The sequence below is a fragment of the Microbacterium sp. CH12i genome (genome assembly GCF_000685355.1).
GTDB lineage: Bacteria > Actinomycetota > Actinomycetes > Actinomycetales > Microbacteriaceae > Microbacterium.
This window is the reverse complement of record NZ_JHET01000010.1, coordinates 171,470-193,410: the sequence shown is the minus strand read 5'-3', so window position 1 is coordinate 193,410 and position 21,941 is coordinate 171,470. Positions and strand designations below refer to the sequence as shown.

Below are 21,941 nucleotides of genomic sequence, written 5' to 3'. Positions count from 1 at the left end.
GTGACGCAGGGGTCGGTCGGCGCAGGGCCGGCCCCATTCGTGCGAGAGAATTGACTGAACGAAGATGACGCGACCGATCCTGAACGCCGAACCGCGAACGCGCGGGCGGCTGTTTGACCCCAAACTGCTGATCGGGATCGTGGTCGTCGCCCTGCTGCTGGTCGCATCGCTGTTCGTCGGGGTCTATGACATCTTCGGTGCCGATGACGGCGCGGAGATGTTCGCCATCACCCGCATCCCGCGCACGATCGCCTTGATGTTGGCAGGCGCAGCGATGGCGATGTCGGGTCTTGTCATGCAGTTACTGACACAGAACCGCTTCGTCGAGCCGACCACCACCGGCACCACCGAGTGGGCAGACCTCGGCCTGCTGACGGTCATGATCATCGCCCCGACCGCAGGCATCGTGCCGAAGATGACCGGCGCGATCATCGCGGCCTTTATCGGCACGATGGTGTTCTTCCTGTTCCTGCGGCGGGTATCGCTGCGTTCCTCGCTGATCGTCCCCATCGTCGGCATCATGCTCGGTGCTGTTGTCGGCTCGGTCGCTACGTTCATCGCCCTGCAGACTGACACCCTGCAGAACCTCGGCGTCTGGTTCGCGGGCAGTTTCACCTCGGTGCTGCGCGGACAATACGAAGCACTCTGGATCGTCGCCATCGTGGGAGTCGTCATCTTCCTCGTCGCCGACCGGTTCACCGTCGCTGGCCTCGGCGAAGAGATCGCCACGAACGTCGGACTGAACTACAACCGCGTCGTCCTTCTCGGTACAGCACTCATCGCAGTAGCGACCGGTGTCGTCACGGTGATCGTCGGCAACCTTCCCTTTATCGGGCTCATCGTGCCCAACATCGTCTCGATGATCCGCGGCGACGACCTGCGCAGCAACCTGCCGTGGGTGTGCCTGCTCGGCATCGGGATCGTCACGGTGTGCGACATCATCGGACGAACGATCATCATGCCGTTCGAGGTGCCGGTCTCGCTCATCCTCGGCGTCGTCGGATCGGTCGTCTTCATCTTCCTTCTGCTGAAGCAGCGTCGTCGTGCTTAGGGCTAGCGGCACTTTGTCTGCCGCGGGTATCAGCGAGCGCCGGTCCGGTCCGCTTCCGACGGGCCGCGCGCGCCGGAAGTACTTCATCATCCTCAGCATCCTGATCGTGCTGGCTGTCGGCTTCGCATTCGGGCTCCTGGCGTGGGACAACCCGATGCCGCTCGGCAGCGAAGGTTTCTGGCTCATCGCGCAGATGCGCGGCACCAGCATCGTCGTCATGGCGGTGGTCGCGTTCTGTCAGGCCATCGCGACGGTGAGCTTCCAGACCGTGACCGAGAACCGCATCATCACCCCGTCGATCATGGGGTTCGAGGCGCTTTATATCGCGGTGCAGACCGCGGCGGTGTACTTTCTCGGCATATCTGGACTCGTCGCGCTGCAGGGAAACGCCCAGTTCGTGCTGCAGATCGCGATCATGGTCGCGCTCTCTGTGCTGCTGTACGGCTGGCTGCTGTCGGGTCGCTACGCGAACGTGCAGGTCATGCTGCTCGTCGGCATTATCATCGGGGGCGGGCTCGGCTCGATCTCGGCATTCATGCAACGACTGCTCACGCCCAGCGAGTTCGATGTTCTCACCGCGCAGATGTTCGGTAGCGTCTCAAACGCTGACCCCGACCAGTTGCCCATCGCCATTCCGCTCTGCCTGGTTGCTGGCATCCTGCTGTGGTCAAACGCCAGGCGACTCAACGTGCTCGCGCTCGGCAAAGACATCACGATGGGTCTCGGCGTGAATCATCGGCGCGAGCTGATTCGCGTGCTGGTGCTGGTGTCGATCCTGATGGCCGTGTCGACGGCGTTGGTCGGACCAATGACCTTCCTCGGCTTCCTCGTGGCGACACTGGCGTATCAATTCGCCGACACCTACGATCACCGCTACGTCTTCCCGATCGCGGCACTGACCGGATTCGTCGTGCTTGCCGGCGCCTACTTCGTCATGAAGAACGTCTTCTACGCGCAGGGCGTCGTCTCGATCATCATCGAACTCGTCGGCGGCACGCTGTTCCTCATCGTCATCCTCAGAAAGGGCCGACTGTGATCAACCTCACTGACGTGCGCAAACAGTACAGCGACGAGGTCGCGATCGGACCGGTCGATCTGCAGATCCCGGCCGGGGGAGTGACGGCGCTGGTCGGACCCAACGGCGCCGGTAAATCGACGCTGCTCACGATGATCGGCCGCCTGCTCGGCCTGGATGCCGGAACCATCGAGATCGGCGGCTATGACGTCGTCAGCACCCCGTCTAAAGACCTCGCCAAGATCGTGTCGATCCTCCGGCAGGAGAACCACTTCATCACGCGGCTGACTGTGCGCCAGCTCGTCGGCTTCGGCCGCTTCCCGCACTCCCAGGGGCGGCTCAACATCGAAGACGAACGTGTGATCAGCGAGGCGATCGACTTCCTCGGCCTGCAAGAGCTCGAGGGGCGCTACCTCGACGAGCTCTCTGGCGGGCAGCGGCAGCGCGCGTACGTGGCCATGGTGCTCGCGCAAGACACCGACTACGTGCTGCTGGACGAGCCGCTGAACAACCTCGACATGCGCCACTCCGTGCAGATGATGCAGCACCTGCGCCGCGCCGCCGCCGAGCTCGGACGCACCATCGTCATCGTGCTGCACGACATCAACTTCGCGGGTCACTACGCCGATCACATCTGTGCGGTGAAAGACGGCAAAGTGGTGCACTTCGGCCCGCCGGAAGAGATCATGACGGATGCCGTACTCAGCAGTGTCTTCGACACCACGGTGCAGGTGATCCAGGGGCCGCGAGGGCCGCTGGCGGTGTACTACTAGCGACTACAGTTCGATGCCGTGCGACTCGTCGTTTACGCCGGTATTGCCGCCCTTGCGCGACTCGACCGCGATCAGCCAGACGAGCGAGACGATCGCCGCAAGCAGAAGCCCCAACCATACGTTCTGCAGGATGAGGCCGATGACGATGCCGAGGATGAGCAGCACAACCGTGCCGCTGAGCCACGTCCAGCGCTGTTTCTTGGAACCTGCCATGGCGCCAGCCTAGAGGAATCAGCGCTTGCGGTGATCTTCTGGTGCGAGACGCGGGCCGCGACGCGGCTCCTGGATGCCGCTGGCGAGGATGAGCCGGATGACGCGTTGACGGTGTCCCCGCCACGGCTCGAGCAGTTCGAGCATCCCATCGTCGTCGACTCGCTCGCCGATCAACGCGAACCCGACCTGGTGGGCGAGGTGATAGTCGCCGACGCTGACGGCGTCCGGGTCGCCCAGTGCGCGGATGCGCGTCTCAGCTGAAGTCCACACTCCGATGCCGGGCAGGCTGGTGAGGATGCGCTCGCGGTCTGCGCCAGTAGCAGCAGCGAGGACTGCGTCGGCGACACGCTGACCGCGCTCGGCGGTGCGCGCGATCGCCCGCGACTGCGGCGGCTCAACGCCAGCCTGGTGCCAGTTCCACGAGGGGATGCGACGCCAGCCATCGATCGACGGCGGGGCGAACATCGGTCGCGGCGTCGGGCCCGGTGCCCGCTCGCCGAAACGAGCGATCAGCACCCGCCACGCGCCGAACGCTTGTAGCGATGTGACCTTCTGCTCGATCACGGCGCTGGCGAGGGCGTCGAAGACGAGATCGGTGCGGGTGAGCCTTGCCGCGCGCGTGCGGCGGGCGACCTCGGCGAGGAGAGGATGCCCCGACACATCAAAGCCAGTTGCGTCGTCGTTTGCGCCGCAGAGGTCGGGCAGCTGGGCGAGTGCCCACTCAGCACCAGGGCCCCACGCTGTGGCCCTTATTTCGCCTGCGGCGGAGCGCAGCGCAAGCGTGGCAACACCCTGCGGGGTGCGGCTCGCGCGCCACAGTGTCGCCCCGTCGATGAGCATCGTCGGATCCTTGGGCCCGCGCATCAGCACACCGACGGTGCGGAACACGTCGAGGGGGAGCGCAGGGCGGTAGACGGTCTCGACCGCTCGGGCTGACGCGGCGGCAGTGGCCGTGGCATCCGCGGTCGTCGTCATGCGAACACCCTACGTCGAGCGGCTGACACTGCTTGTGTTCATAACTCCTCCAGATCCGTGCGGAACGGGGCGGATCCGGCTCAAACGAGCACGAACGCGCTGTTTTTGGAGGAGTTGTGAACCGTGAAAGCGGCTAACAAGCCAGGCGAGGCTCAGAAGCGGTCGGGCGAAGGCGTGCCGTGGCCGTAGCGGATGACGACGTCTGCGTGACGGTCGAAACGATAGCCGACGCCGCGCACGGTGCGAACGATGTCTTCGTAGCGCCCGAGCTTGGCGCGCAGGCGCCGCACGTGCACATCGATGGTGCGCTCACCAGGTGTCTCGTCATCCGGCGACTGCCAGAGCGCGCCGACCAGCTCGGTGCGCTCAATCGTGCGCCCCTCGCGCAGCACCAAGTACTGCAGCAGTTCGAACTCCTTGTAGGTGAACGCGGCGGAGTCGCCGTCGATCAGCACGCGCTTGCGGGAGATGTCGACGGTGACGCCGTAGTCCTCGTTCTTGTCTTCCTCCTCGGCGGCCTTGGTGCGAGCGATCGCACCCGGCTCCTGCAGGGCAAGGCGCACGACGTCGAGGTCGCGTCCGCCAGAACCGTGCTGTGCCAGCGCCACGGTGGCGTGAGTCTCGGCACCAGGCGCGAGCTCAGCGAGCGTGCGGCGGAGTGCATCAACGAGAAGCGGAAGGCTGACGCCGGCTTCAGCGGCCTTGATCTCGTCGAGGCCGACGTAGAGGGCGAAGCCGCGCGGAGAACGGGTGGCGGGCAGATCGGCGACGGCAGGTGCGACGGCAACGGGTGCCTGCGCCGAGAGCGGCGGAACAGCACGCAGATGAGGGGCGCGGGTGGCGGGACGCTCGAGGGTGGCGATGTTCGACATGATGATGAAGTCCTTCAGAGGGTGAGCCGATACGGCTCGGATGTGTTGCGAGAATGACCAGAGGGCCGGGGATGAGCACGCAGGTGGGTGCTCATGGGCTCGAACGTCGCAGATGGCGATTCGCCGAACCGGCAGGTAGTCGCTGAGGGTCAGCTACACATTCGGCAACACATGCCAACGCAGCCGGGCATCATCATCCCGGCAGTCCTGTTCGCCTCCTGGGCGGACAAAGGGCGCGCGTTGGTGGTCATGGGTGGATTATGTCCGACGATGACGCCCGGTGTCAAAACGAGTCTCGGTGCGTCTGTGGGCCTTAGCCTGGAGGAGTGACCGATTCCACCATTGTCGACGGCTTCATTCTTACTGATGAGAAGGATGCCTCGCGCTACACACTCATGCGCGACGGAGTGCTCGTCAGCGTTCTCGACTACCGCGACGACGGACAGACTCTTGCCCTCACCAGGGCCTTCACTATCCCGACTTTCCGCGGGCACGGGCATGCGGCGCGGGTCGTGCAGGGTGCTGTCGCAGACATTGACAGTCGCGGCGACCGCAAGGTCGATGCGGTCTGCTGGTATGTCTGCGAGTGGTTCGAGCAGAACCCCGAGCATGCCGGGTTGCTGCGCCACCGCTGAATTCGAGAAATGTGACGCTCTGTTACTACTCATGTCGTGTCCTGCAAAGATGAAGACATGAAGATCGCCGAGGCACTGACCGCACGGGCCGACCTGCAACGCCGCATCGAACAGCTGCGTGCGCGCATCAACGCGAACGCTCGCTATCAAGAGGGCGAAGAGCCGTCGGAAGACGCCGCAACACTCCTGGGGGAGGCAGAGTCTGATCTCGGTCACCTGCGCGAGCTCATCCGCAGGATCAATGCGACCAACGCCCGGCTCGACCTCGGCGCGGACGGGACTATGACCGATGCGCTCGCCGCGCGCGATGTGCTGCGCCTGCAGCATTCGTTGTTGTCGGATGCTGCGGTCGCGGCATCCGGAGCGAACTCGGTAGGCATGCGACAAATGCGATCCGAGCTCCGGCAGATCGCGGCGCTAAACGTCGGCCAGCTGCGTGAGCGAGCTGATGCGGTCGCACAGAAGCTGCGCGAACTGGACAACCGGATCCAGCAGGCAAACTGGACGCACGACCTGGAGGATTAGAGCGGAAGTCGGTAACCACGACGAGGCGGACACAAGCCCTGCCGGAGGGTCAAATCCGGCCCCTGTAGGGCGGAGGGCAGCCCAGATCTCGCATCGCGCAGCCCCGCACGCCGAACAGGTGAATGCGCACAGCGCAATTTGCACAACCGCGTGTCGATCGTCGAGGTGAGGGTGGGTCAGGGGACCTTCCGGCTCGAATTCACAGGATTGTGCGGGGTATGATTGAGGTCTGCTCAGCGCCGCTAGCTGAGGTGGTCAGATGCTCCCTTGCGGGTACTGGTCCGAGGCTTGAAACCTCCGGCATCCGTCACAAGACACCGGAGGTTTTTCCATGTCATCGACCCCGCAAACCCAGACCCTGCGATCCCACCCCAAAGCCAATGGTGGGCCCTGTTCGTCATCTCTCTGACTCAGCTCGTCGTCGTCCTTGACGGCACAATCGTCAACATCGCACTTCCGCAGGCGCAGCTCGCCCTGGACATGGACGACCACCTGCGTCAGTGGGTTGTCACCGCCTATGCCCTCGCCTTCGGAGCGCTGCTGCTTCTCGGCGGGCGCATCGCCGACTTCTGGGGTCGCAAGCGCACCTTCATGGTCGGAATGGTCGGCTTCGGGCTCGCTTCGCTGTACGCCGGCATGGCGAATGCCGGGTGGGAGCTGATCCTCGGACGGGCGTTGCAGGGTGTCTTCGCCGCGACGTTGGCTCCGGCTGCGCTCGCACTGCTGACGACGCTGTTCCCGTCCGGCAAGGAGCGCAACGTCGCCTTCGCCGTATTCGGCACGGTGGCTGGCGCTGGAGCTGCGGTAGGCATGGTGCTCGGCGGCTTCTTGACCGAGTTCCTGGACTGGCGCTGGTGCCTGCTCGTCAACATCTTCTTCGTGGCCGTCGGCCTGATCGGCGGCGCGCTGTTCCTCACCGAAAGCAAGGCGGGTGGCGACAACCGTTACGACATGTGGGGCGCGCTTCTCGTGACGGCGGGCCTGGGATCGCTCGTCTACGGCTTCACCCTCGCTGAGACCGGCTGGGACAGCCCGCTCACCATCACTTTCATCGCGGTCGGTGTCATCGTGCTCGCCGTATTCGTGTGGGTCGAGATGAAGGTCAGCAATCCGCTGCTGCCGTTGCGTGTCGTCACGCATAGGGTCCGCGGTGGGGCGTTCCTCATCCAGGCGGTGGCCGGCAGCGTCATGATCGGCGCAACGCTCTACCTCACATTCCACCTGCAGATCGTGCTCGGTATGGGCGCGCTTGAAGCGGGCGTCGCGAGCCTGCCGCTGCCGCTGGGCACCATGGTGCTCGCCGGTCTCGCTACCAAGATGCTCGGCACAGTGGGCCCGCGCCCGATGCTCATCGGTGGTCCGCTCGTCGTCGCTGCCGCGCTGATCTACCTGTCGTTCATCACACCCGGCGGCAACTATTTCGTCCAGGTCGCTCCCGCGCTCCTGGTGATGGGTATGGGAATGGCGTTCGTCTTCATTCCACTGCAGAACGTCGCACTCACCGGCGTTGCGCCGCATGACGCTGGCGTGGCCTCGGCGGTCACCAACTCAGCCATGCAGATCGGCGGATCCATCGGCTTGTCGGTGTTCACCGCGGTGTATGCGGCTGCCGTTGGCGGTCACGCGCAGGGCGAGGTCGGCCTCGACACGCTCGCCGGTGGTTACAGCGGGGTGTTTATCGCCGCGGCAGTCGGGATGCTGTTGGCATCTGTCATCGCCATCACGATGGTGCGCGGACGCAAGGAAGACCTGCTGCCGCAGGGTCCGGTCTCGGGGGATGCGCCCGTCTCGTCGGACGAGCCTGTCTCGTCAGACACGTTCACCTCGGAGGATACAGACACAGGCACGTTCTCGCTGGCGCGCTGATCGGATGCCACGGCACGCCTCAGAGGGAATGTCAGTGGCCATCCGTACGGTGTGAATATGCGAATCCTGCACACCTCTGACTGGCACATCGGCCGCACGTTCCATGGCAACTCGACCATGGACGCGTTGGCCGAGGTGCTCGGTGCGCTGGTGGCTCAGGTACGCGAGAGCGATATCGACGTGGTGATTGTCGCCGGCGACGTGTTTGACTCCGCCACACCGGCGGGTCCCGCGTACAGGTTGCTCGGCGACACGCTGCTCGCGCTGCACGAGACCGGTGCTCGAGTGATTGTCACGAGCGGCAACCACGACTCTGCCGCCCGACTCGGGTTCCAGGCGCGTCTGTTGCGTGATGGTATCCACGTGATGACCGATCCACTGTCCGTAGGCATGCCTGTGACGCTTGACGACGCAGACGGACCGGTGCACTTCTACGGAGTTCCGTACCTTGAGCCCGCGGTCGTGCGACAGTACTGGCCAGAGGTTCCGCTGCGCTCTCAGGCGCAGACCATGGCGCACGCGATGAATCTCGTGCGGGCCGGGATGGCGGAGCACGGCGGCCGCTCTGTTGCGATCGCACACTGCTTCGCCGCGGGTGTCGATGCCACGGTCGGCCTCGAACGTGAAGTGCGTCAGGGCGGACTCGACGTCGTGCCGCTGAGCGTCTTCGACGGGCCAGACTACGTGGCTCTCGGCCACATCCACGGGCGCCAGGCGCTCAGTGAGCGCGTGCGCTATGCCGGTGCTCCGCTGCACTACAGCTTCGGTGAGCAGCATAAAGAGCGCGGCTCCTGGCTGATTGATCTTGACGCCACCGGACTTGCTTCTGTCGAATGGCTTGCACTGCCGGTTCCACGTCGGCTCGTGACGCTGACCGGTACGTTGGACGAGATCCTCGCGGACGAGAACGTCGCCGCGCACGTCGGTGACTGGGTGTGCGCGGTCTACACCGATGCTCTGCCGCAGGCTGAGCCGATGCGTCGTCTGAAAGAGCGGTTCCCGCACTGCGCGATGGTGCAGCACACTCCGGTCGGCGGGCCTGAGCAAGAAGAGCGTTCCTACTCGGCGCGGCTGAAGTCGGCGGTCACCGACACCGAACGCATCGAGGCGTTTCTCGAGCACGTGCGTGCGGGCCAGGGCGCCAGCGAGCGTGAGAGCGAGCTGATCCGCGAGGTCCTCAACGAGCGCGTGGTCGCAGAGGCCCTCGTCTAGTGCGACTGCATCGCCTCGAGATCGAGGGGTTCGGCCCGTTTCTTGATCGTCAGATCGTCGACTTCGACAGCTTCGCCGACGATGGGATCTTCCTCATCGCGGGGCGGACCGGTGCGGGCAAGTCGAGCATTCTGGATGCCGTCTGCTTCGGGCTCTACGGCGGGGTGCCGCGGTACGAAGGCAGCGACAAGCGGCTGCGCAGCGACCATTGCGAACCCGATGACCCCAGCGAAGTCGTCGTCGAATTCAGCACGACAGCTGGTCGCTATCGGGTGACGCGCTCGCCCGAATACATGCGGCCTGCCAAACGCGGCGGGGGCCTCACAAAACAGGCGCCAACCGTCGCGCTTGAAGAGCACACTCCCGACGGATGGATCGGTCGCGCAGCGCGCGCCGTCGATGTTGCCAGCGAGTTGGACGAGATTCTGCAGCTGAACCAGCAGCAGTTCCTGCAGGTGATTCTGCTCGCGCAGAACCGGTTCGCACGCTTCCTCCTCGCCGACAGCAAAGAGCGACAGTCACTGCTTCGCAAGCTGTTCGGCACCGAGCGCTTCGAAGATGTGCAGTCCCGCTTCGATGAGCGCCGTCGCGCATCTGAGCACGCACTCGGGGCGCGTCTTGCCACGGTGACGGCGCGTATTGAAGAGGCCGAGCGCGTCGCGACTGCTGCCGATCTCTGGGGCGAGCATCCTGCCGGTGATGCTGCCGCGGCTGAACCAGGCAGCGGCACCACCGATGTGCGTCTCGAAGCCCTTAGTCGGGCTCTCACCCGCGCTGAATATCAGTCCGAACGACGCGTCGCCGAACGCGATGATGCCGAGAAGGCTCTCACAGCGGCGGATGCTGCGCTGACGGCCGCGCGCGATGAGCAGAAGTCGCAACAAGAGCGGGATCGCGCCCGTACAGCACTCGCTCGACTCGACGATGAAGAGCCGCAGATCGCCGAAGCCCGACAGGCGCTCGCACATGCCCGCGCCGCTGAGGCCTTACGTCCCACCATCACCGCAACAACTCGTGCCGAATCGGCGCGGTCCGCCGCGTCCGCGGCGGAAGAGTCGGCGCGTACGCGCTGGGATGCGACGGAAGTCGTCCTTCCCGAGGTGAATGCCGCGGCGCTCGAGGCCTGGACGGCCGATCGTACGCGCGAAAGCGGGGCCTGGGCCAAGGCTGCTGAGCACGAGCAGCACGCACCTGCGCTCACCGCCGAGCTTGTCGCGGCGGGGGAGCAGGTAGCTGCGTTATCCACGCGAGTTGCCGAGCGCGAAGCAGAGCGCGAAACGTTGCCTGTCCGTCTCGCCGCGCTGGCCGATCAACGGAACGAGATTCGCCGCAAAGCCGACCGGATCGACGACCTTGCCCATGCGCACGAGGCCGCCAAAGCTCGGCGGGAGGCCGCTGCACAGGTCGTGCAACTCACGACAGAGTTCGACACTGCCGAACGTGCGCTCGCAGAGGCGAGTACTGCGCTCGCCGAGGCACAGACCGTGCTCGCAGACCTGCGTCAGCGCCGGCTGAGCGGCTTCGCCGGAGAACTTGCCACGGCACTCGTCGGCGGCGAGCCGTGCGCGGTGTGCGGGTCGACCGCGCACCCCGCTCCGGCCGCGCACACCGACCCTGTCTCTGCTGAAGATATTGAGGCCGCCGAAGCTGTCCGCGATACGGCGACACGCACCGAGCGTGCAGCTGCCGATCGCGTCGGCTCGGTGCGAGCAGAACTTTCCGTGGCCGTCGCTCGTGCGGAGTCTCGCTCGAGCGAGCAGGCTGAAGCCGAAGTCATCGCGGCCACGGCCGCTCATACCGAAGCAGTCGCTGCCGCGAACACGCTGACCGGCATCGAGAAGCAGCTCATCGAGGCGAACGAGCGAGCGTCACAGCTCGACGAAGAGCGCACTGAGTTGGCCGCGGCACTCGCTGCGGCACGAGAGACGTTGGTGCTCACCGCGCAGCGAAACACTGAAGCTCAGGCGCTGATCGCAGAGGCACGTGGGGATTTCGACACCGTCGCCGAACGCCTCGCTGCTGCCAGCGCGCAGGTTGAGGCCGCGCAAGCGCTCGCGCTCGCCTTCGCAGAACACGCCCGCCGGGCGACGGCGCTGGCAGAGGCTACGGCAGAGCAGTCGGCGGCTCTCGCCGCTTCCGACTTCGACGACGTCGCCGCTGTTCAGCAGGCCCTGCGATCGGTCGCCGAACAAGAAGCTCTTGATGATCGCGTCACAGGGCACGCGGCGCAGCGTCAAAAAGAGCGCGCGACCCTGCTCGAGCTTGAGCTGCGTACGCTTCCCGAAGAGTTGATTGACCTTGCCCCTGTCGAGCAGGCCGCGGTCGTGGCTCAAGCGACGTGGAAGACAGCGGTTGACACGGCAGGGCGGGCTGCGAGCACGGTCGAGAGTCTGGGGGGACTGATCTCGTCCGCAGCATCCGAGCACGCGGTCAGCGCCGAGCAGGCGGCTGATCATGAGGTCCTTCAAGGCCTCGCCGACACAATCGCCGGCCGAGCAGGCAACACGCACAGGATGCCGCTAGAGACCTTCGTGCTGGCCGCCGAACTCGAAGAGATCGTTGAGGCGGCCAACCGCCGACTCAACGACATGTCGACCGGGCGCTACCAACTGCAGCACTCCGACGCGCGCGCCTCGCGTGGCGCGACATCCGGCCTCGGCATCGTCGTCTTCGACGCGTTCACCGGGCAGACGCGTCCCGCGCAGTCGCTTTCCGGCGGAGAGACCTTCCTCAGCTCGCTCGCCCTCGCCCTCGGCCTTGCCGAGGTCGTGACGGCGCGCGCGGCGGGATCCAACTCGACACTCTGTTCATCGATGAGGGCTTCGGCTCTCTGGACGGCGACACCCTCGACATCGCCATGCGCACGCTCGACGAACTGCGCTCCGGCGGACGCACCGTCGGAATCATCAGCCACGTCGAGTCCATGCAAGAGCAGATCCCTGCACAGCTGCTCGTAGAGCAGACCGGCCGGGGCCCGAGCCGCATCGCTTCGGGTCGCTAGCCCCTGGCTCTCACTGGCCCCGCAACTTCCCAGACATGCGCGGCAAATGACCTGGCTCAGACCTTCGCAGGGCTCCACTCCGACACGCTGTCCAGTGCGCGCACCTCATCTGCGGTGAGCTCGAGCGTCATGCTCGCAAGCAGATCCGGCACCTGTGCCACGCGCGATGCGCTGGCGATGGGTGCCACCACCGTCGGCTGAGCGCGCAGCCACGCGAGGGCGACGGAGCTGATCGACGCATCGTGCTCGCCGGCGATGCGCTCCAACTCGTCAATGACCTGAAGGCCCTGCGGCGTGGCGTACTTCGAGGCGCCGCCGGCGCGCGGCGAATCCACGGCCGCGGCATCCGTCGATCGATACTTGCCGGTAAGGAATCCGCTCGCCAATGCCGAGTAAGGCACGAGGCTGATTCCGAACTCCTCGGCAACCGGAATGATGTTCTCCTCGACGGCATTGCGGTGCACGAGGTTGTAGTGCGGCTGCACAGCGACGGGGAGGGGGATGCCAGCATCCTCGGCAAGAGCGATCCACGAGCGGAGGCGATCGGCCGAATAGTTCGACACCGCGATGTGGCGGATCAGGCCGTCGTCGACGAGCTGCCCGAACGCGGCGACAGTCTCTTCAAGCGGCGCCTCAGCGTCGTCGAAGTGGGCGTAATAGAGGTCGATCGTGTCGGCGCCGAGCCGCTGCAAAGATGCCTCCGCAGCACGTCGGATGTTCTTCGCGGACAGTCCTTTGAATTCCGGATGCTGACTGACCTTGGTAGCAACGAGCAGCCCGTGTGGTTTGCGCGATGCGAGCCACTCGCCAATGATCGTCTCACTCTCGCCGCCGCTGTTTCCGGGCACCCAGGCGCTGTAAGAGTCAGCGGTGTCAATGAAATTGCCTCCGCCTGCCACAAATGCATCGAGGATCTGGAAGGAGGCATCACGATCGGCGGTCCATCCAAAGACGTTGCCACCGAGGGCAAGTGGGCGGACATCGAGGTCGCTGCGGCCGAGAAGGGTCATGTGGGGTCTCACTTTCGTCGTCCCTGAAGTTAATCAGAGGCGGAGGCTGGCTATTCCCACGCTCTCGTTCTGCGTCATCGCTTCGTAACATGCAGGGGCGATACTGGAGGCATGACCCTTCAGCAGGAGATCGCGCAGACGCTCGGTGTACAGGCCGAGATCGACCCCACTCTCGAGATCGAGCGACGAGTGCAGTTCCTCGTCGACTACCTTGCTCGGACTGGCGCCAAGGGCTATGTGCTGGGTATCTCTGGCGGGCAGGATTCCACGCTCGCCGGACGCCTCGCGCAGCTGGCCGTCGAGCGGGTTCGCGACTCCGGTGCGGAGGCATCGTTCATCGGTGTGCGGTTGCCCTACAAGGTGCAACATGACGCGGATGACGCCGTCGCTGCTCTTGCATTTATCGCCGCTGACCGCACCGTTGAGGTGAACATAGAGCACGGCGTTGACGGGGTGGAGAAAGATATCGAACAGGCCGCTGGCGCCGATATCTCAGACTTCAACCGCGGCAATATCAAGGCACGGATCCGCATGGTCACGCAGTACGCGCTCGCCGGGCACGACGGCCACCTGGTGATCGGCACCGATCACGCTGCCGAGGCGGTCACTGGCTTCTATACAAAATTCGGCGACGGGGCAGCCGATATCCTGCCGCTCGCCGGCCTCACCAAACGGCAGGGCAAGCAGCTGCTGCGCGAGCTGGACGCACCGGATCGCCTCTGGATGAAGGTGCCCACCGCCGACCTTCTCGACGGGCAGCCCGGCCGTGCCGATGAGGATGAGCTCGGTCTCACCTACGAGCAGATCGACGACTACCTTGAGGGCAAGCCGGTGGATGCTGATGCTGCAGCGCGACTCGAGGGCAAGTATGTCGCGTCGCAGCACAAGCGCCACCTGCCGGTGACGCCCGACGACACCTGGTGGCGCTGAGGCGCTCGCTGAGCCTGTCGAAGTGCGCGAGCGCCTCAGCGCGCGGACGATGTCTGCCGCCCCGGCTACTCTCGAAGCATGCGGATCGACACTCAGGCGCAGCGCGTCATATGGAGCGCCAGCGACCTGAAAGCGGCCGCCGAGTGCGAGTTCGCCTGGGCGCGCGCTATCGACGCGAAGCTCGGTCGCGTCCCCAAGGTTGAAGAGCCCGAAGACGCCACCCTTGCCCGCGCCGCCAAGCTCGGCGACGTGCATGAAGTGCGGGTGCTCGAGTCGTATCGCGAGCGCTTCGGGGCGGATGCCGTGCATGAAGTCTCGAAAGTCTCGTCTGCCGATGCATCCTCTCTCGCAGCGGTCGTAGAAGAGAGCCTTGCGGCGCTCCGCTCCGATGCCAGAGTCGTGTTCCAGGCGGCATTCTCCACCGAAGAGTTCGTCGGCTTTGCAGACTTTCTGCTGCGTGAAGACGATGGTCGCTGGCGCGTACAAGATTCCAAACTCGCCCGCACGGCGCGGGTGACGGCGCTTATGCAGCTGGCGGCATACGTCGATCAGCTCGATGGTCTGGGGATCCCTCGGTCCGATGAAGTCGACCTCATTCTCGGCGATGGCACGATCAGCACGCACGCGGTAGACGATCTTCTGCCCCTGTTTCACGTTCGGCGCGCCGCCTGCGCACCGTCATCACGGATCGGCGGGTTCAAGACGGTGCAGCCGGGGCGCCGCTGGCGTGGGGCGACGATCGGGGTGACCTCGACATCACCGCGTGCGGCCGATGCGCGACGTGCACCGAGCAGGTCGACGCATCCCGTGACCTGCTGATGGTCGCACGCATGCGTCCCGTGCAGCGTGCTCGCCTGCGCGCGGCCGGCATTGAGACGATCGATGATCTCGCCGCTGCCGAAGATGCCCCGCACGGCATGAATACCGACACGTTCGAGTCTCTCCGCGCGCAGGCACGGTTACAGTTGCGCGCCGATGCCGACGACGAGCCAACGTTCGACGTTTATCACGCGGCGGCGATCCACACTCTTCCTCGGCCGAGCCGCGGCGACATCTTCTTCGACTTCGAAGGCGACCCGCTCTACACCGAGCCAGCGGCAGACGGCCACGCACAGTGGGGGATCGACTACCTCTTCGGCTGGGTCGACAACGAAGATCAGTACACGCCATTGTGGGCGCACAACTTCGCAGACGAGAAGCGTGCGCTCGAGCAGTTCCTCGACTTCGTGAATGCCCGTCGGGCCGCTCATCCCGACATGCATATTTACCATTACGCGCCTTATGAGACATCGCATCTCGTCGCGATGGCAGCGCGCTACGGCATTCGCGAAGGTGAGGTCGACAAGCTTCTGCGCGAGGGGGTGTTCGTCGACCTGTACCCGTTGGTGCTGCGTACCGTTCGAGTGGGGTCGCGGTCGTATTCGATCAAGAAGCTCGAGCCGCTGTACATGGGCGAAGATGTGCGCACCAGCGACGTGCAGAAGGGCGACGATTCAATCGTGCAATACGTCGCCGCACGCGAACTCGCCGACGGCGGCGCGACTACCGAGGCTCAAACTGTGCTCGACGACCTTGCCGACTACAACCGCTTTGACTGCGTCTCCACCCGGCGCCTGCGCAACTGGCTGATCGAGATCGCCAAGGAGAAGGGCGTCGACCCGGCGCCGCCAGATGAGTCCGAAGAGCTGATTTACGAGCCTTCGCACCGTTCGGTCGCGCTCCTCGCCGATGCAGAGCGCGATGTTGAGGCTGGCGGCGACGGCGAAGTGCACCGCGTCGCCGCAGCCGCGATCGACTACTACCCGCGTGAGGCGAAGAGCTTCTGGGTCGGGCATTTCCAGCGACTTCGTGAGCCGGTGTCGATGTGGGATCAGACCCGCGACGTCGTGCGGGTAGATTCCACGCAGAGCGTGCTCCGGCGTGACTGGAGCGTTGAAGAGGGGCGTCGCGTCTCCTCGAGAGAAATTGAGATCCGCGGCGAGATCTCACCGGGAACGACACTGGGTGAGGGCGCGAATCCGTTCGCGCTGTATCCGTTCCCGGCGCCTTTCGCGTCGAGGCGCCGTCGCGGGCGGTACATGTTCCGCGAACCGTGACGGTCACGGAGGTGCTTGACGACGGGTACGTGATCGCCGAGACCGCGGTCGGTGGGCAGACCTGGGACGAATTCCCTCTCGCGCTCACGCCGGCGGCGCCACCACGGGTCGTCTCCTTGCAGGGCGCGATCGATGAGTGGGCGGACGCCGTACATGCCGCAGCCCCGTCGTTCCCTGTAGATGCCGCCACAGATATCCTGCGCCGTATTCCTCCGCGTACCCGTTCGGGCGCTCCGCTACCGGCCTCCAACGACGACGTGATCGATGCCATCGTCCGCGGCATCCTCGACCTCGACAACAGCTATGTCGCAGTTCAAGGCCCTCCCGGCACGGGGAAGACATATACCGGCTCGAGGGTGATCGCTCGGCTCGTGAACGAGCACGGCTTCCGCGTGGGCGTCGTTGCTCAATCGCACGCGATCATCGAGACGCTGCTCGACCGCATCGTCGTCGACGGCGTGCCGCCCGGCCAAGTGGCAAAGGCGCCCAAAGACAAAAACAGCGACCCGAAATACACGGTGATCCCGAAAGCGGGCATGTCCGCGTTCCTCGCCGAGCGCGCCGGCCAAGGCGTGGTGGTCGGGGGCACAGCCTGGGACTTCAGCAACACCGGCCGTGTCGAACGACAGGGGCTCGATCTGCTCGTCATCGACGAAGCAGGCCAGTTCTCGCTCGCCTCTACGATCGCCGTCGCGGCCGCAGCTCAGCGGCTGCTGCTCTTGGGGGACCCGCAGCAGCTGCCGCAGGTCAGCCAGGGCGCACACCCCGAGCCGGTCGATACCTCTGCGCTCGGGTGGGTGATGCGCGGCGACGCCGTTGTTCGCGCCGAGTTCGGATACTTCCTCGACCGCAGTTGGCGGATGCATCCGGCTATCGCGGCTCCGGTTTCGCGGCTGTCGTATGCCGGTCAGCTGGCTTCGGCTCCCGGTACTGAGCGACGATCGATCGCTGGCGTCGAGGCGGGCGTGCACATCGTTCCGATCAGGCACCGCGGCAACGCGACGCAGTCCGTTGAGGAAGCCGCAGAGGTTGTGCGCATCGTTCGAGAATTTCTCGGAAGAGAGTTCACCGACATGGACCCAGCCGCCGCGACCCGGCCACTTGTGGAGTCGGACTTCATCGTTGTCGCGCCCTACAACGCGCAAAAGCAGCTGGTCATCGACACGCTTGCCGCGGCCGGGCTGCCAGGTGTGCCGGTCGGAACGGTCGACAACTTCCAGGGCAAAGAAGCAGTCGTCTCGATCACGACGTTGGCGGCATCCAGCGGGCGTGACGCGCCACGCGGACCAGAGTTCCTGCTGCTGCAGAACCGACTCAACGTCGCGATCTCGCGCGCTCAAGTGGCGGCATACCTGATCCACTCGCCGGCCCTGCTGAACGACCTGCCCCGCACTCACGAAGCGTCGCGCGCCTCAGCGCCTTCGCCCGACTGGTCGGTGCCGACCACGACTGATCCGGCCGGCTAGCGCGAATGATCCAGACGCTGCGTCAGACGGTGCCGTACAACCGGTCGCCGGCATCGCCGAGCCCGGGAACGATGTAACCCTTCTCATTGAGGCGCTCATCGAGCGCACCCAAGACGATGGTTACATCGCGGTCGCCGACGATTTTTTCGATCGCAGCAAGGCCTTCCGGGGTACCCAGCAGGCAGATCGCGGTGACATCCTTCGCGCCCCGGTCGAACAAGAACTGGATCGCAGCGCCGAGCGATCCACCGGTCGCGAGCATCGGATCGATAGCGAAGCACTGGCGATCGCTGAGATCATCCGGAAGGCGCTCGGTGTAAGTGGTCGGCTTGAACGTCGTCTCGTCACGCACCATTCCAAGGAAACCAACCTCGGCGGTGGGGAGAAGCTTCACGAGCCCCTCCAGCATCCCGAGGCCTGCCCGCAGGATCGGCACGACAATCGGGCGCGGCTCGGAGATCTTCACACCCATGGTCTTCGTGACCGGGTGGTGATCTCGATCGGAGAAACGCGGACATTCCGCGTCGCCTCATAGGCGAGCAGTGTCACCAGCTCCTCCGTCAGCTGCCGGAAGACAGGCGACGGGGTGCGCACATCGCGCAACACCGAGAGCTTGTGAGTGACGAGAGGATGGTCGGCGACGTGAACACGCATGACTACAGGGTAATGCGCCGCGCGTCTTCGCCACGACCCACGAGCCTGAACAGGCCTGAGAACTAAGCTCGACGCATGACCGACCTTGACGAGCGCGCGATGCGGCGCGCGCTTGAGCTCGCCGCAGAGGCTGCGGCCGCGGGGGAGATTCCCGTCGGCGCCGTTGTGCTCGACTCCGAGGGCCAGATCATCGGTGAGGGCCGCAACATCCGTGAGGAGACGCACGATCCCACCGGGCATGCCGAGATCGTCGCACTGCGGCAGGCCGCGGCATCCGTGGGTTCATGGAATCTTGAGACTCATACCCTCGTCGTCACTCTCGAGCCGTGTGTGATGTGTGCCGGAGCGATTCTGCAGGCGCGGATCGGACGGCTCGTGTTCGGCGCCTGGGATGACAAGGCGGGCGCGGCCGGTTCGATGTACGACGTGCTGCGCGATCGACGGCTGCCGTACCGTGCCGAGGTCATCGGTGGTGTCGCCGAGGATGCCGCGACCGCACTGCTGCGCGAGTTCTTCGAACAGCGCCGCTGACGCGAACTGAACCCCGCTAGTCGGCGGACTTGAACACGAACGCGTCGGTCGGAGGCGTCGGATCGATCGCTGGACGGTAGATGTCAGGCTCGATGTAGATCATGCGTGCGATGGGGACAGCATCCCGAATCTGCTTCTCGATGTGGTTGATGTCGTCGGCGGCCTCGCGAACCGTCTTGTCGGACTTCAGGGCGATCTTCGCGGCGACGAGCAGCTCATCCGGGCCCAGGTAGAGCGTCTTCAGGTGGATGAGCTTCTCAACGTCCGGGCAGCCTGCGATGGCATCTTCGATCAGGTCGAGATCGGCTTGATTCGCGCCCTCGCCGACGAGCAGACTCTTCGTTTCAATACCAAGGATGACGGCGATCAGTACGAGCAGCACGCCGATGGCGAGAGTGCCGAGCGCATCGAAGACGCTGTTGCCGGTGATCACGGTGAGTCCGACACCGAGCAGCGCGAACGCGAGTCCGATAAGTGCACCGACGTCTTCCAACAGCACGACCGGCAGCTCGGGTGCCTTCGAGCGTCGCACGAACGACACCCACGACTGCCCGGGCTCACGCACGAGGTTGCTCTCTTTTACGGCGGTGCGCAGCGAGAACGACTCCAGGCCAATCGCGATGACGAGCACGACGATCGGCAGCCACCACCACACCGGATCGAGTGCGTGCGGGTGGGTCAGCTTGTCAATGCCCTCGTAGATCGCGAACAGTCCACCGACCGAGAACAGGATGATGGAGACGACGAATGCATAGACGTACCGCTCGCGTCCGTAGCCGAATGGGTGCTCGCGGTCGGCTGAGCGCTTCGATTTGCGTCCGCCGAGCATGAGCAGCAACTGGTTGCACGAGTCGGCGACCGAGTGGATCGCCTCCGCAAGCATCGACGCCGACCCCGAGAGGGCCCACGCTACAAACTTCGCAATCGCGATGCCCAGGTTCGCCAGGAACGCCGCGACAATCGCCTTGTTGCCACCGGATTCACTCATGCCGCGAGTCTACTTCGGCTGATTGTGGATGCGTGGGAGACCCTCGGCGCTGTCGGATGCCGCGAATAGGATGGCCGCATGGCTGAATCACTTCCTTCCCTCGCGTTTCTCGGTGCCGGTTCCATGGGAGGCGCCATTCTGCGAGGCGTCGTCGCCTCGGGAGTCGATGTCGATGGCGGCATCGTCGCTACGAATCGCACCGCAGAGAAGGCGGCGGCCCTCGCCGGCCTCGCTGGTGTGACCGCGATCGCCTTGGACGAGCTGCCGACCGGCAATACGGATGCCGCAGCCGCTGCCCGCATCATCCTTGTCGGCGTGAAGCGGCTATGGTCCCCGACCTGCTCCGCGAGATCGCCCCGGTGCTGCGCCCTGATGCCATCGTCGTGAGCCTTGCCGCTGGCGTGACGCTCGGCACTTTCGCCGAGGTGCTCGGTGCCGGCGTCAGGGTCATTCGTTCGATGCCGAATACTCCCGCGACCGTGGGCAAGGCCGTCACCGGTCTTGCCGCTGGCGCCGCGGCATCCGCCGAAGACCTCTCGATCGTGCGTCGCCTTTTCGAGCTCGTTGGGGTTGTCGTCGAGGTATCAGAAGAAGAGATGATCGATGCCTTGGGTACGATCTCCGGCTCAGGCCCGGCTTATGTGTTCCTGCTCATGGAAGAGCTTTCAAAGGCCGCTGTTGGCAAGGGGTTCAGTGAGGAAGACGCCAAGCTGATGGTCGAGCAGACGTTCATCGGCGCGACGGCGCTCCTTGAAGCATCCGGTGACGATCCGGCAGAGCTCCGCCGCCGCGTGACCAGCCCGAAGGCACCACCGAGCGCGCGATCGCCGTGCTGCAAGACGCCCACCTCGACCAGATCTTCGCCAAAGCGACGGATGCCGCGCTCGCCCGCTCGCGCGAGCTCGCCTCGGGAGCCTGACGCACGCAGGTTTCTTGCGAACGCGGCACCGGTTCAGCCCGCGGAGTACCCAATCCGCTCGAGCAGCGCCGCGCGGAACTCGGCGGGCTGCTCAAGATGCGGTGAGTGTCCGACGCCTTCCCAGGTCAGTTCGGTGACCGCGCCGCCCGCTGCGGCGTATGCATCGAGCACGTCACGGGTCTGCGACACCATCTGCTGCGCTGGTGCGACATCTGCCCCCGGCCAACCGGGAATGGCGCCGACCGCGCCGAGGTGGTTGAGGTCGAAGAACGATGCATCAGACACGATCGCATCGGCCGTGCCGTGCACCCACAGGATGGGCGGTTTCGCGGCGAGCTCGACGATGCGCGAGACGTTGAAGTGCTTTGGGGCCATGGTGTTCAGCACCCCGGTATCGCCGGCGCCAAAGCCGGGCCAGTTCGCGGTCACGACACTGTCGCCGGGGTAGTTGCCCGGTGCCGTCGAGGTGGTGTTCATCGAGGCGACCCAGATGTCCTCGTGTTCGCTCGTGTAGCCGGGGGCGACGTAGCTGGAGCGGAAGACGTTTCGTGGTGACGTCTGTGCGTCCGTCGACGTATCGCCTGAGCGCATCCGTTCGATGAAGTCGGGGTTTGCGCCTCCTCCGCCACATCCGGCATCGTCGTCCGCCAGGCGAGACCCGTCACGGCGCGTGCCGCCGAAACCATACGGTGAGACGGGTGCCTGCAGGGTGAGACTGAGCGCGGGGTAGTCAAGCGCGTACTGCATCACGACGCCGCCGCCCATCGACCATCCGACGAGATGTGCGCTGGTGATGTCTAGCGCTTGCAGTGTCGCGTGCACATCATCGCTGAAGTCGCTGAGGCCGCGTGTGGCATCCACCGGCAACGATTCGCTGTCACCGAAGCCGCGCAGGTCGATCGCGATCGCGCGAACGTCAGCGGGAAGGTCGAGCATTGCCGGCTGCCAGAACAGCGCAGACGATACGTTGCCGTGCACGAAGACGACGGTTCGCTCCGGGGGAGTGGCGCTGCCATCCGTCGCGCGTTCGAGGATGTTCACTCGCAGTCGTGTCGTATCGATCACGCGTGCGGTGATGCCGTCGAGAAGCAGATCTTGAATGCGCGCCATGTCCGGTCCTTTGTGCACAGACCCGGCGCCGATGCCGCGTCTTGCTTGACTCTAGCGGCACTATCGGAATATGTGAACCATCTTTCAGGTTCCGCGCAG

The 21,941-nt window shown here is 65.0% G+C and carries 19 protein-coding genes and 2 pseudogenes; 14 read left to right on the top strand and 7 right to left on the bottom strand.

Going from position 1 to position 21,941, the window contains the following annotated elements; translation table 11 throughout:
• Positions 1 to 64: 64 nt before the first annotated feature.
• Genes DC31_RS13015 through DC31_RS13005 form a run of 3 tightly spaced genes read left to right on the top strand, consistent with a single transcriptional unit; the run spans position 65 to position 2,839 of the window.
• Entirely contained in the window at positions 65 to 1,051 is a 987-nt protein-coding gene (locus DC31_RS13015) for an ABC transporter permease (protein ID WP_051606937.1), read from the top strand.
• On the top strand, positions 1,044 to 2,087 hold the full coding sequence (locus tag DC31_RS13010; protein ID WP_051606934.1) for an iron chelate uptake ABC transporter family permease subunit: 1,044 nt from the start codon (positions 1,044 to 1,046) through the stop codon (positions 2,085 to 2,087). The genes DC31_RS13015 and DC31_RS13010 overlap by 8 nt, the downstream gene beginning before the upstream one ends.
• Positions 2,084 to 2,839, top strand: a complete 756-nt coding sequence (locus DC31_RS13005) for an iron ABC transporter ATP-binding protein (protein WP_036280743.1) — start codon at positions 2,084 to 2,086, stop codon at positions 2,837 to 2,839. The genes DC31_RS13010 and DC31_RS13005 overlap by 4 nt, the downstream gene beginning before the upstream one ends.
• Before the next feature lie 3 nt (positions 2,840 to 2,842).
• On the opposite strand, the gene DC31_RS13000 is transcribed toward DC31_RS13005, so the two are convergent.
• From DC31_RS13000 to DC31_RS12990, 3 genes are all read right to left on the bottom strand, one after another.
• Positions 2,843 to 3,052, bottom strand: coding sequence for a hypothetical protein (locus DC31_RS13000; protein ID WP_036280741.1), 210 nt, complete (start codon positions 3,050 to 3,052; stop codon positions 2,843 to 2,845).
• A gap of 18 nt (positions 3,053 to 3,070) precedes the next feature.
• Entirely contained in the window at positions 3,071 to 4,027 is a 957-nt protein-coding gene (locus DC31_RS12995; protein WP_036280739.1) for a DNA-3-methyladenine glycosylase family protein, read from the bottom strand.
• 152 nt (positions 4,028 to 4,179) lie between these two features.
• Positions 4,180 to 4,899: a winged helix-turn-helix domain-containing protein gene (locus tag DC31_RS12990; protein ID WP_036280738.1), complete on the bottom strand. Its 720-nt coding sequence runs from the start codon at positions 4,897 to 4,899 to the stop codon at positions 4,180 to 4,182.
• 326 nt (positions 4,900 to 5,225) lie between these two features.
• Between DC31_RS12990 and DC31_RS12980 the strand changes: the two genes are divergently transcribed.
• The 5 genes from DC31_RS12980 (at position 5,226) to DC31_RS12960 (ending at position 12,094) form a co-directional block, all read left to right on the top strand.
• Positions 5,226 to 5,534: a GNAT family N-acetyltransferase gene (locus DC31_RS12980; RefSeq protein ID WP_235201504.1), complete on the top strand. Its 309-nt coding sequence runs from the start codon at positions 5,226 to 5,228 to the stop codon at positions 5,532 to 5,534.
• A gap of 57 nt (positions 5,535 to 5,591) precedes the next feature.
• A complete protein-coding gene (locus DC31_RS12975; RefSeq protein WP_036280734.1) occupies positions 5,592 to 6,059 on the top strand; it encodes a DIP1984 family protein in 468 nt (155 codons plus the stop codon).
• 267 nt (positions 6,060 to 6,326) lie between these two features.
• On the top strand, positions 6,327 to 7,925 hold the full coding sequence (locus DC31_RS12970; RefSeq protein ID WP_200872929.1) for an MFS transporter: 1,599 nt from the start codon (positions 6,327 to 6,329) through the stop codon (positions 7,923 to 7,925).
• A gap of 57 nt (positions 7,926 to 7,982) precedes the next feature.
• The gene (locus DC31_RS12965) at positions 7,983 to 9,137 is read left to right on the top strand and encodes an exonuclease SbcCD subunit D (protein WP_036280732.1); all 1,155 of its coding nucleotides are present in this window, start codon (positions 7,983 to 7,985) and stop codon (positions 9,135 to 9,137) included.
• Positions 9,137 to 12,094, top strand: a complete 2,958-nt coding sequence (locus tag DC31_RS12960) for an AAA family ATPase (RefSeq protein WP_051606932.1) — start codon at positions 9,137 to 9,139, stop codon at positions 12,092 to 12,094. The genes DC31_RS12965 and DC31_RS12960 overlap by 1 nt, the downstream gene beginning before the upstream one ends.
• 100 nt (positions 12,095 to 12,194) lie before the next feature.
• Here DC31_RS12960 and DC31_RS12955 read toward each other — a convergent pair whose 3' ends face one another.
• A complete protein-coding gene (locus DC31_RS12955; protein WP_036280730.1) occupies positions 12,195 to 13,148 on the bottom strand; it encodes an aldo/keto reductase in 954 nt (317 codons plus the stop codon).
• Positions 13,149 to 13,259: 111 nt separating this feature from the next.
• Between DC31_RS12955 and nadE the strand changes: the two genes are divergently transcribed.
• The 4 genes from nadE to DC31_RS20335 all read left to right on the top strand — a co-directional run bounded on the left by nadE (position 13,260) and on the right by DC31_RS20335 (position 17,640).
• Positions 13,260 to 14,078, top strand: coding sequence for an ammonia-dependent NAD(+) synthetase (nadE, locus tag DC31_RS12950; RefSeq protein WP_036280728.1), 819 nt, complete (start codon positions 13,260 to 13,262; stop codon positions 14,076 to 14,078).
• A gap of 78 nt (positions 14,079 to 14,156) precedes the next feature.
• Positions 14,157 to 14,897: a hypothetical protein gene (locus DC31_RS20345; RefSeq protein WP_327036873.1), complete on the top strand. Its 741-nt coding sequence runs from the start codon at positions 14,157 to 14,159 to the stop codon at positions 14,895 to 14,897.
• Entirely contained in the window at positions 14,897 to 16,174 is a 1,278-nt protein-coding gene (locus DC31_RS20340; RefSeq protein ID WP_327036872.1) for a TM0106 family RecB-like putative nuclease, read from the top strand. The genes DC31_RS20345 and DC31_RS20340 overlap by 1 nt, the downstream gene beginning before the upstream one ends.
• A complete protein-coding gene (locus DC31_RS20335) occupies positions 16,171 to 17,640 on the top strand; it encodes a DEAD/DEAH box helicase (protein ID WP_327036871.1) in 1,470 nt (489 codons plus the stop codon). The genes DC31_RS20340 and DC31_RS20335 overlap by 4 nt, the downstream gene beginning before the upstream one ends.
• Positions 17,641 to 17,662: 22 nt before the next feature.
• On the opposite strand, the pseudogene upp reads toward DC31_RS20335, so the two are convergent.
• A pseudogene (upp, locus tag DC31_RS12940) lies at positions 17,663 to 18,294 on the bottom strand (uracil phosphoribosyltransferase).
• Between the two features lie 75 nt (positions 18,295 to 18,369).
• On the opposite strand from upp, the gene tadA reads away from it, so the two are divergent.
• On the top strand, positions 18,370 to 18,825 hold the full coding sequence (tadA, locus tag DC31_RS12935) for a tRNA adenosine(34) deaminase TadA (protein WP_036280726.1): 456 nt from the start codon (positions 18,370 to 18,372) through the stop codon (positions 18,823 to 18,825).
• 16 nt (positions 18,826 to 18,841) lie between these two features.
• Here tadA and DC31_RS12930 read toward each other — a convergent pair whose 3' ends face one another.
• Positions 18,842 to 19,813 carry a cation diffusion facilitator family transporter gene (locus DC31_RS12930; RefSeq protein WP_036280724.1) on the bottom strand — a complete coding sequence of 324 codons (972 nt, stop codon included), beginning with the start codon at positions 19,811 to 19,813 and terminating at the stop codon, positions 18,842 to 18,844.
• Between the two features lie 78 nt (positions 19,814 to 19,891).
• On the opposite strand from DC31_RS12930, the pseudogene proC reads away from it, so the two are divergent.
• Positions 19,892 to 20,732: pseudogene (gene proC, locus DC31_RS12925) on the top strand (pyrroline-5-carboxylate reductase).
• Between the two features lie 33 nt (positions 20,733 to 20,765).
• On the opposite strand, the gene DC31_RS12920 reads toward proC, so the two are convergent.
• The gene (locus tag DC31_RS12920) at positions 20,766 to 21,842 is read right to left on the bottom strand and encodes an alpha/beta hydrolase (protein ID WP_036280722.1); all 1,077 of its coding nucleotides are present in this window, start codon (positions 21,840 to 21,842) and stop codon (positions 20,766 to 20,768) included.
• Positions 21,843 to 21,941: the final 99 nt, after the last annotated feature.

Coding starts and splice junctions, on each gene's coding strand:
- DC31_RS13015 (WP_051606937.1), top strand. CDS start 65: ATGACGCGACCGATCCTGAACGCCGAACCGCGAACGCGCGGGCGGCTG.
- DC31_RS13000 (WP_036280741.1), bottom strand. CDS start 3,052: ATGGCAGGTTCCAAGAAACAGCGCTGGACGTGGCTCAGCGGCACGGTT.
- DC31_RS12995 (WP_036280739.1), bottom strand. CDS start 4,027: ATGACGACGACCGCGGATGCCACGGCCACTGCCGCCGCGTCAGCCCGA.
- DC31_RS12990 (WP_036280738.1), bottom strand. CDS start 4,899: ATGTCGAACATCGCCACCCTCGAGCGTCCCGCCACCCGCGCCCCTCAT.
- DC31_RS12975 (WP_036280734.1), top strand. CDS start 5,592: ATGAAGATCGCCGAGGCACTGACCGCACGGGCCGACCTGCAACGCCGC.
- DC31_RS12965 (WP_036280732.1), top strand. CDS start 7,983: ATGCGAATCCTGCACACCTCTGACTGGCACATCGGCCGCACGTTCCAT.
- DC31_RS12955 (WP_036280730.1), bottom strand. CDS start 13,148: ATGACCCTTCTCGGCCGCAGCGACCTCGATGTCCGCCCACTTGCCCTC.
- nadE (WP_036280728.1), top strand. CDS start 13,260: ATGACCCTTCAGCAGGAGATCGCGCAGACGCTCGGTGTACAGGCCGAG.
- DC31_RS20345 (WP_327036873.1), top strand. CDS start 14,157: ATGCGGATCGACACTCAGGCGCAGCGCGTCATATGGAGCGCCAGCGAC.
- DC31_RS20340 (WP_327036872.1), top strand. CDS start 14,897: ATGGTCGCACGCATGCGTCCCGTGCAGCGTGCTCGCCTGCGCGCGGCC.
- tadA (WP_036280726.1), top strand. CDS start 18,370: ATGACCGACCTTGACGAGCGCGCGATGCGGCGCGCGCTTGAGCTCGCC.
- DC31_RS12930 (WP_036280724.1), bottom strand. CDS start 19,813: ATGAGTGAATCCGGTGGCAACAAGGCGATTGTCGCGGCGTTCCTGGCG.
- DC31_RS12920 (WP_036280722.1), bottom strand. CDS start 21,842: ATGGCGCGCATTCAAGATCTGCTTCTCGACGGCATCACCGCACGCGTG.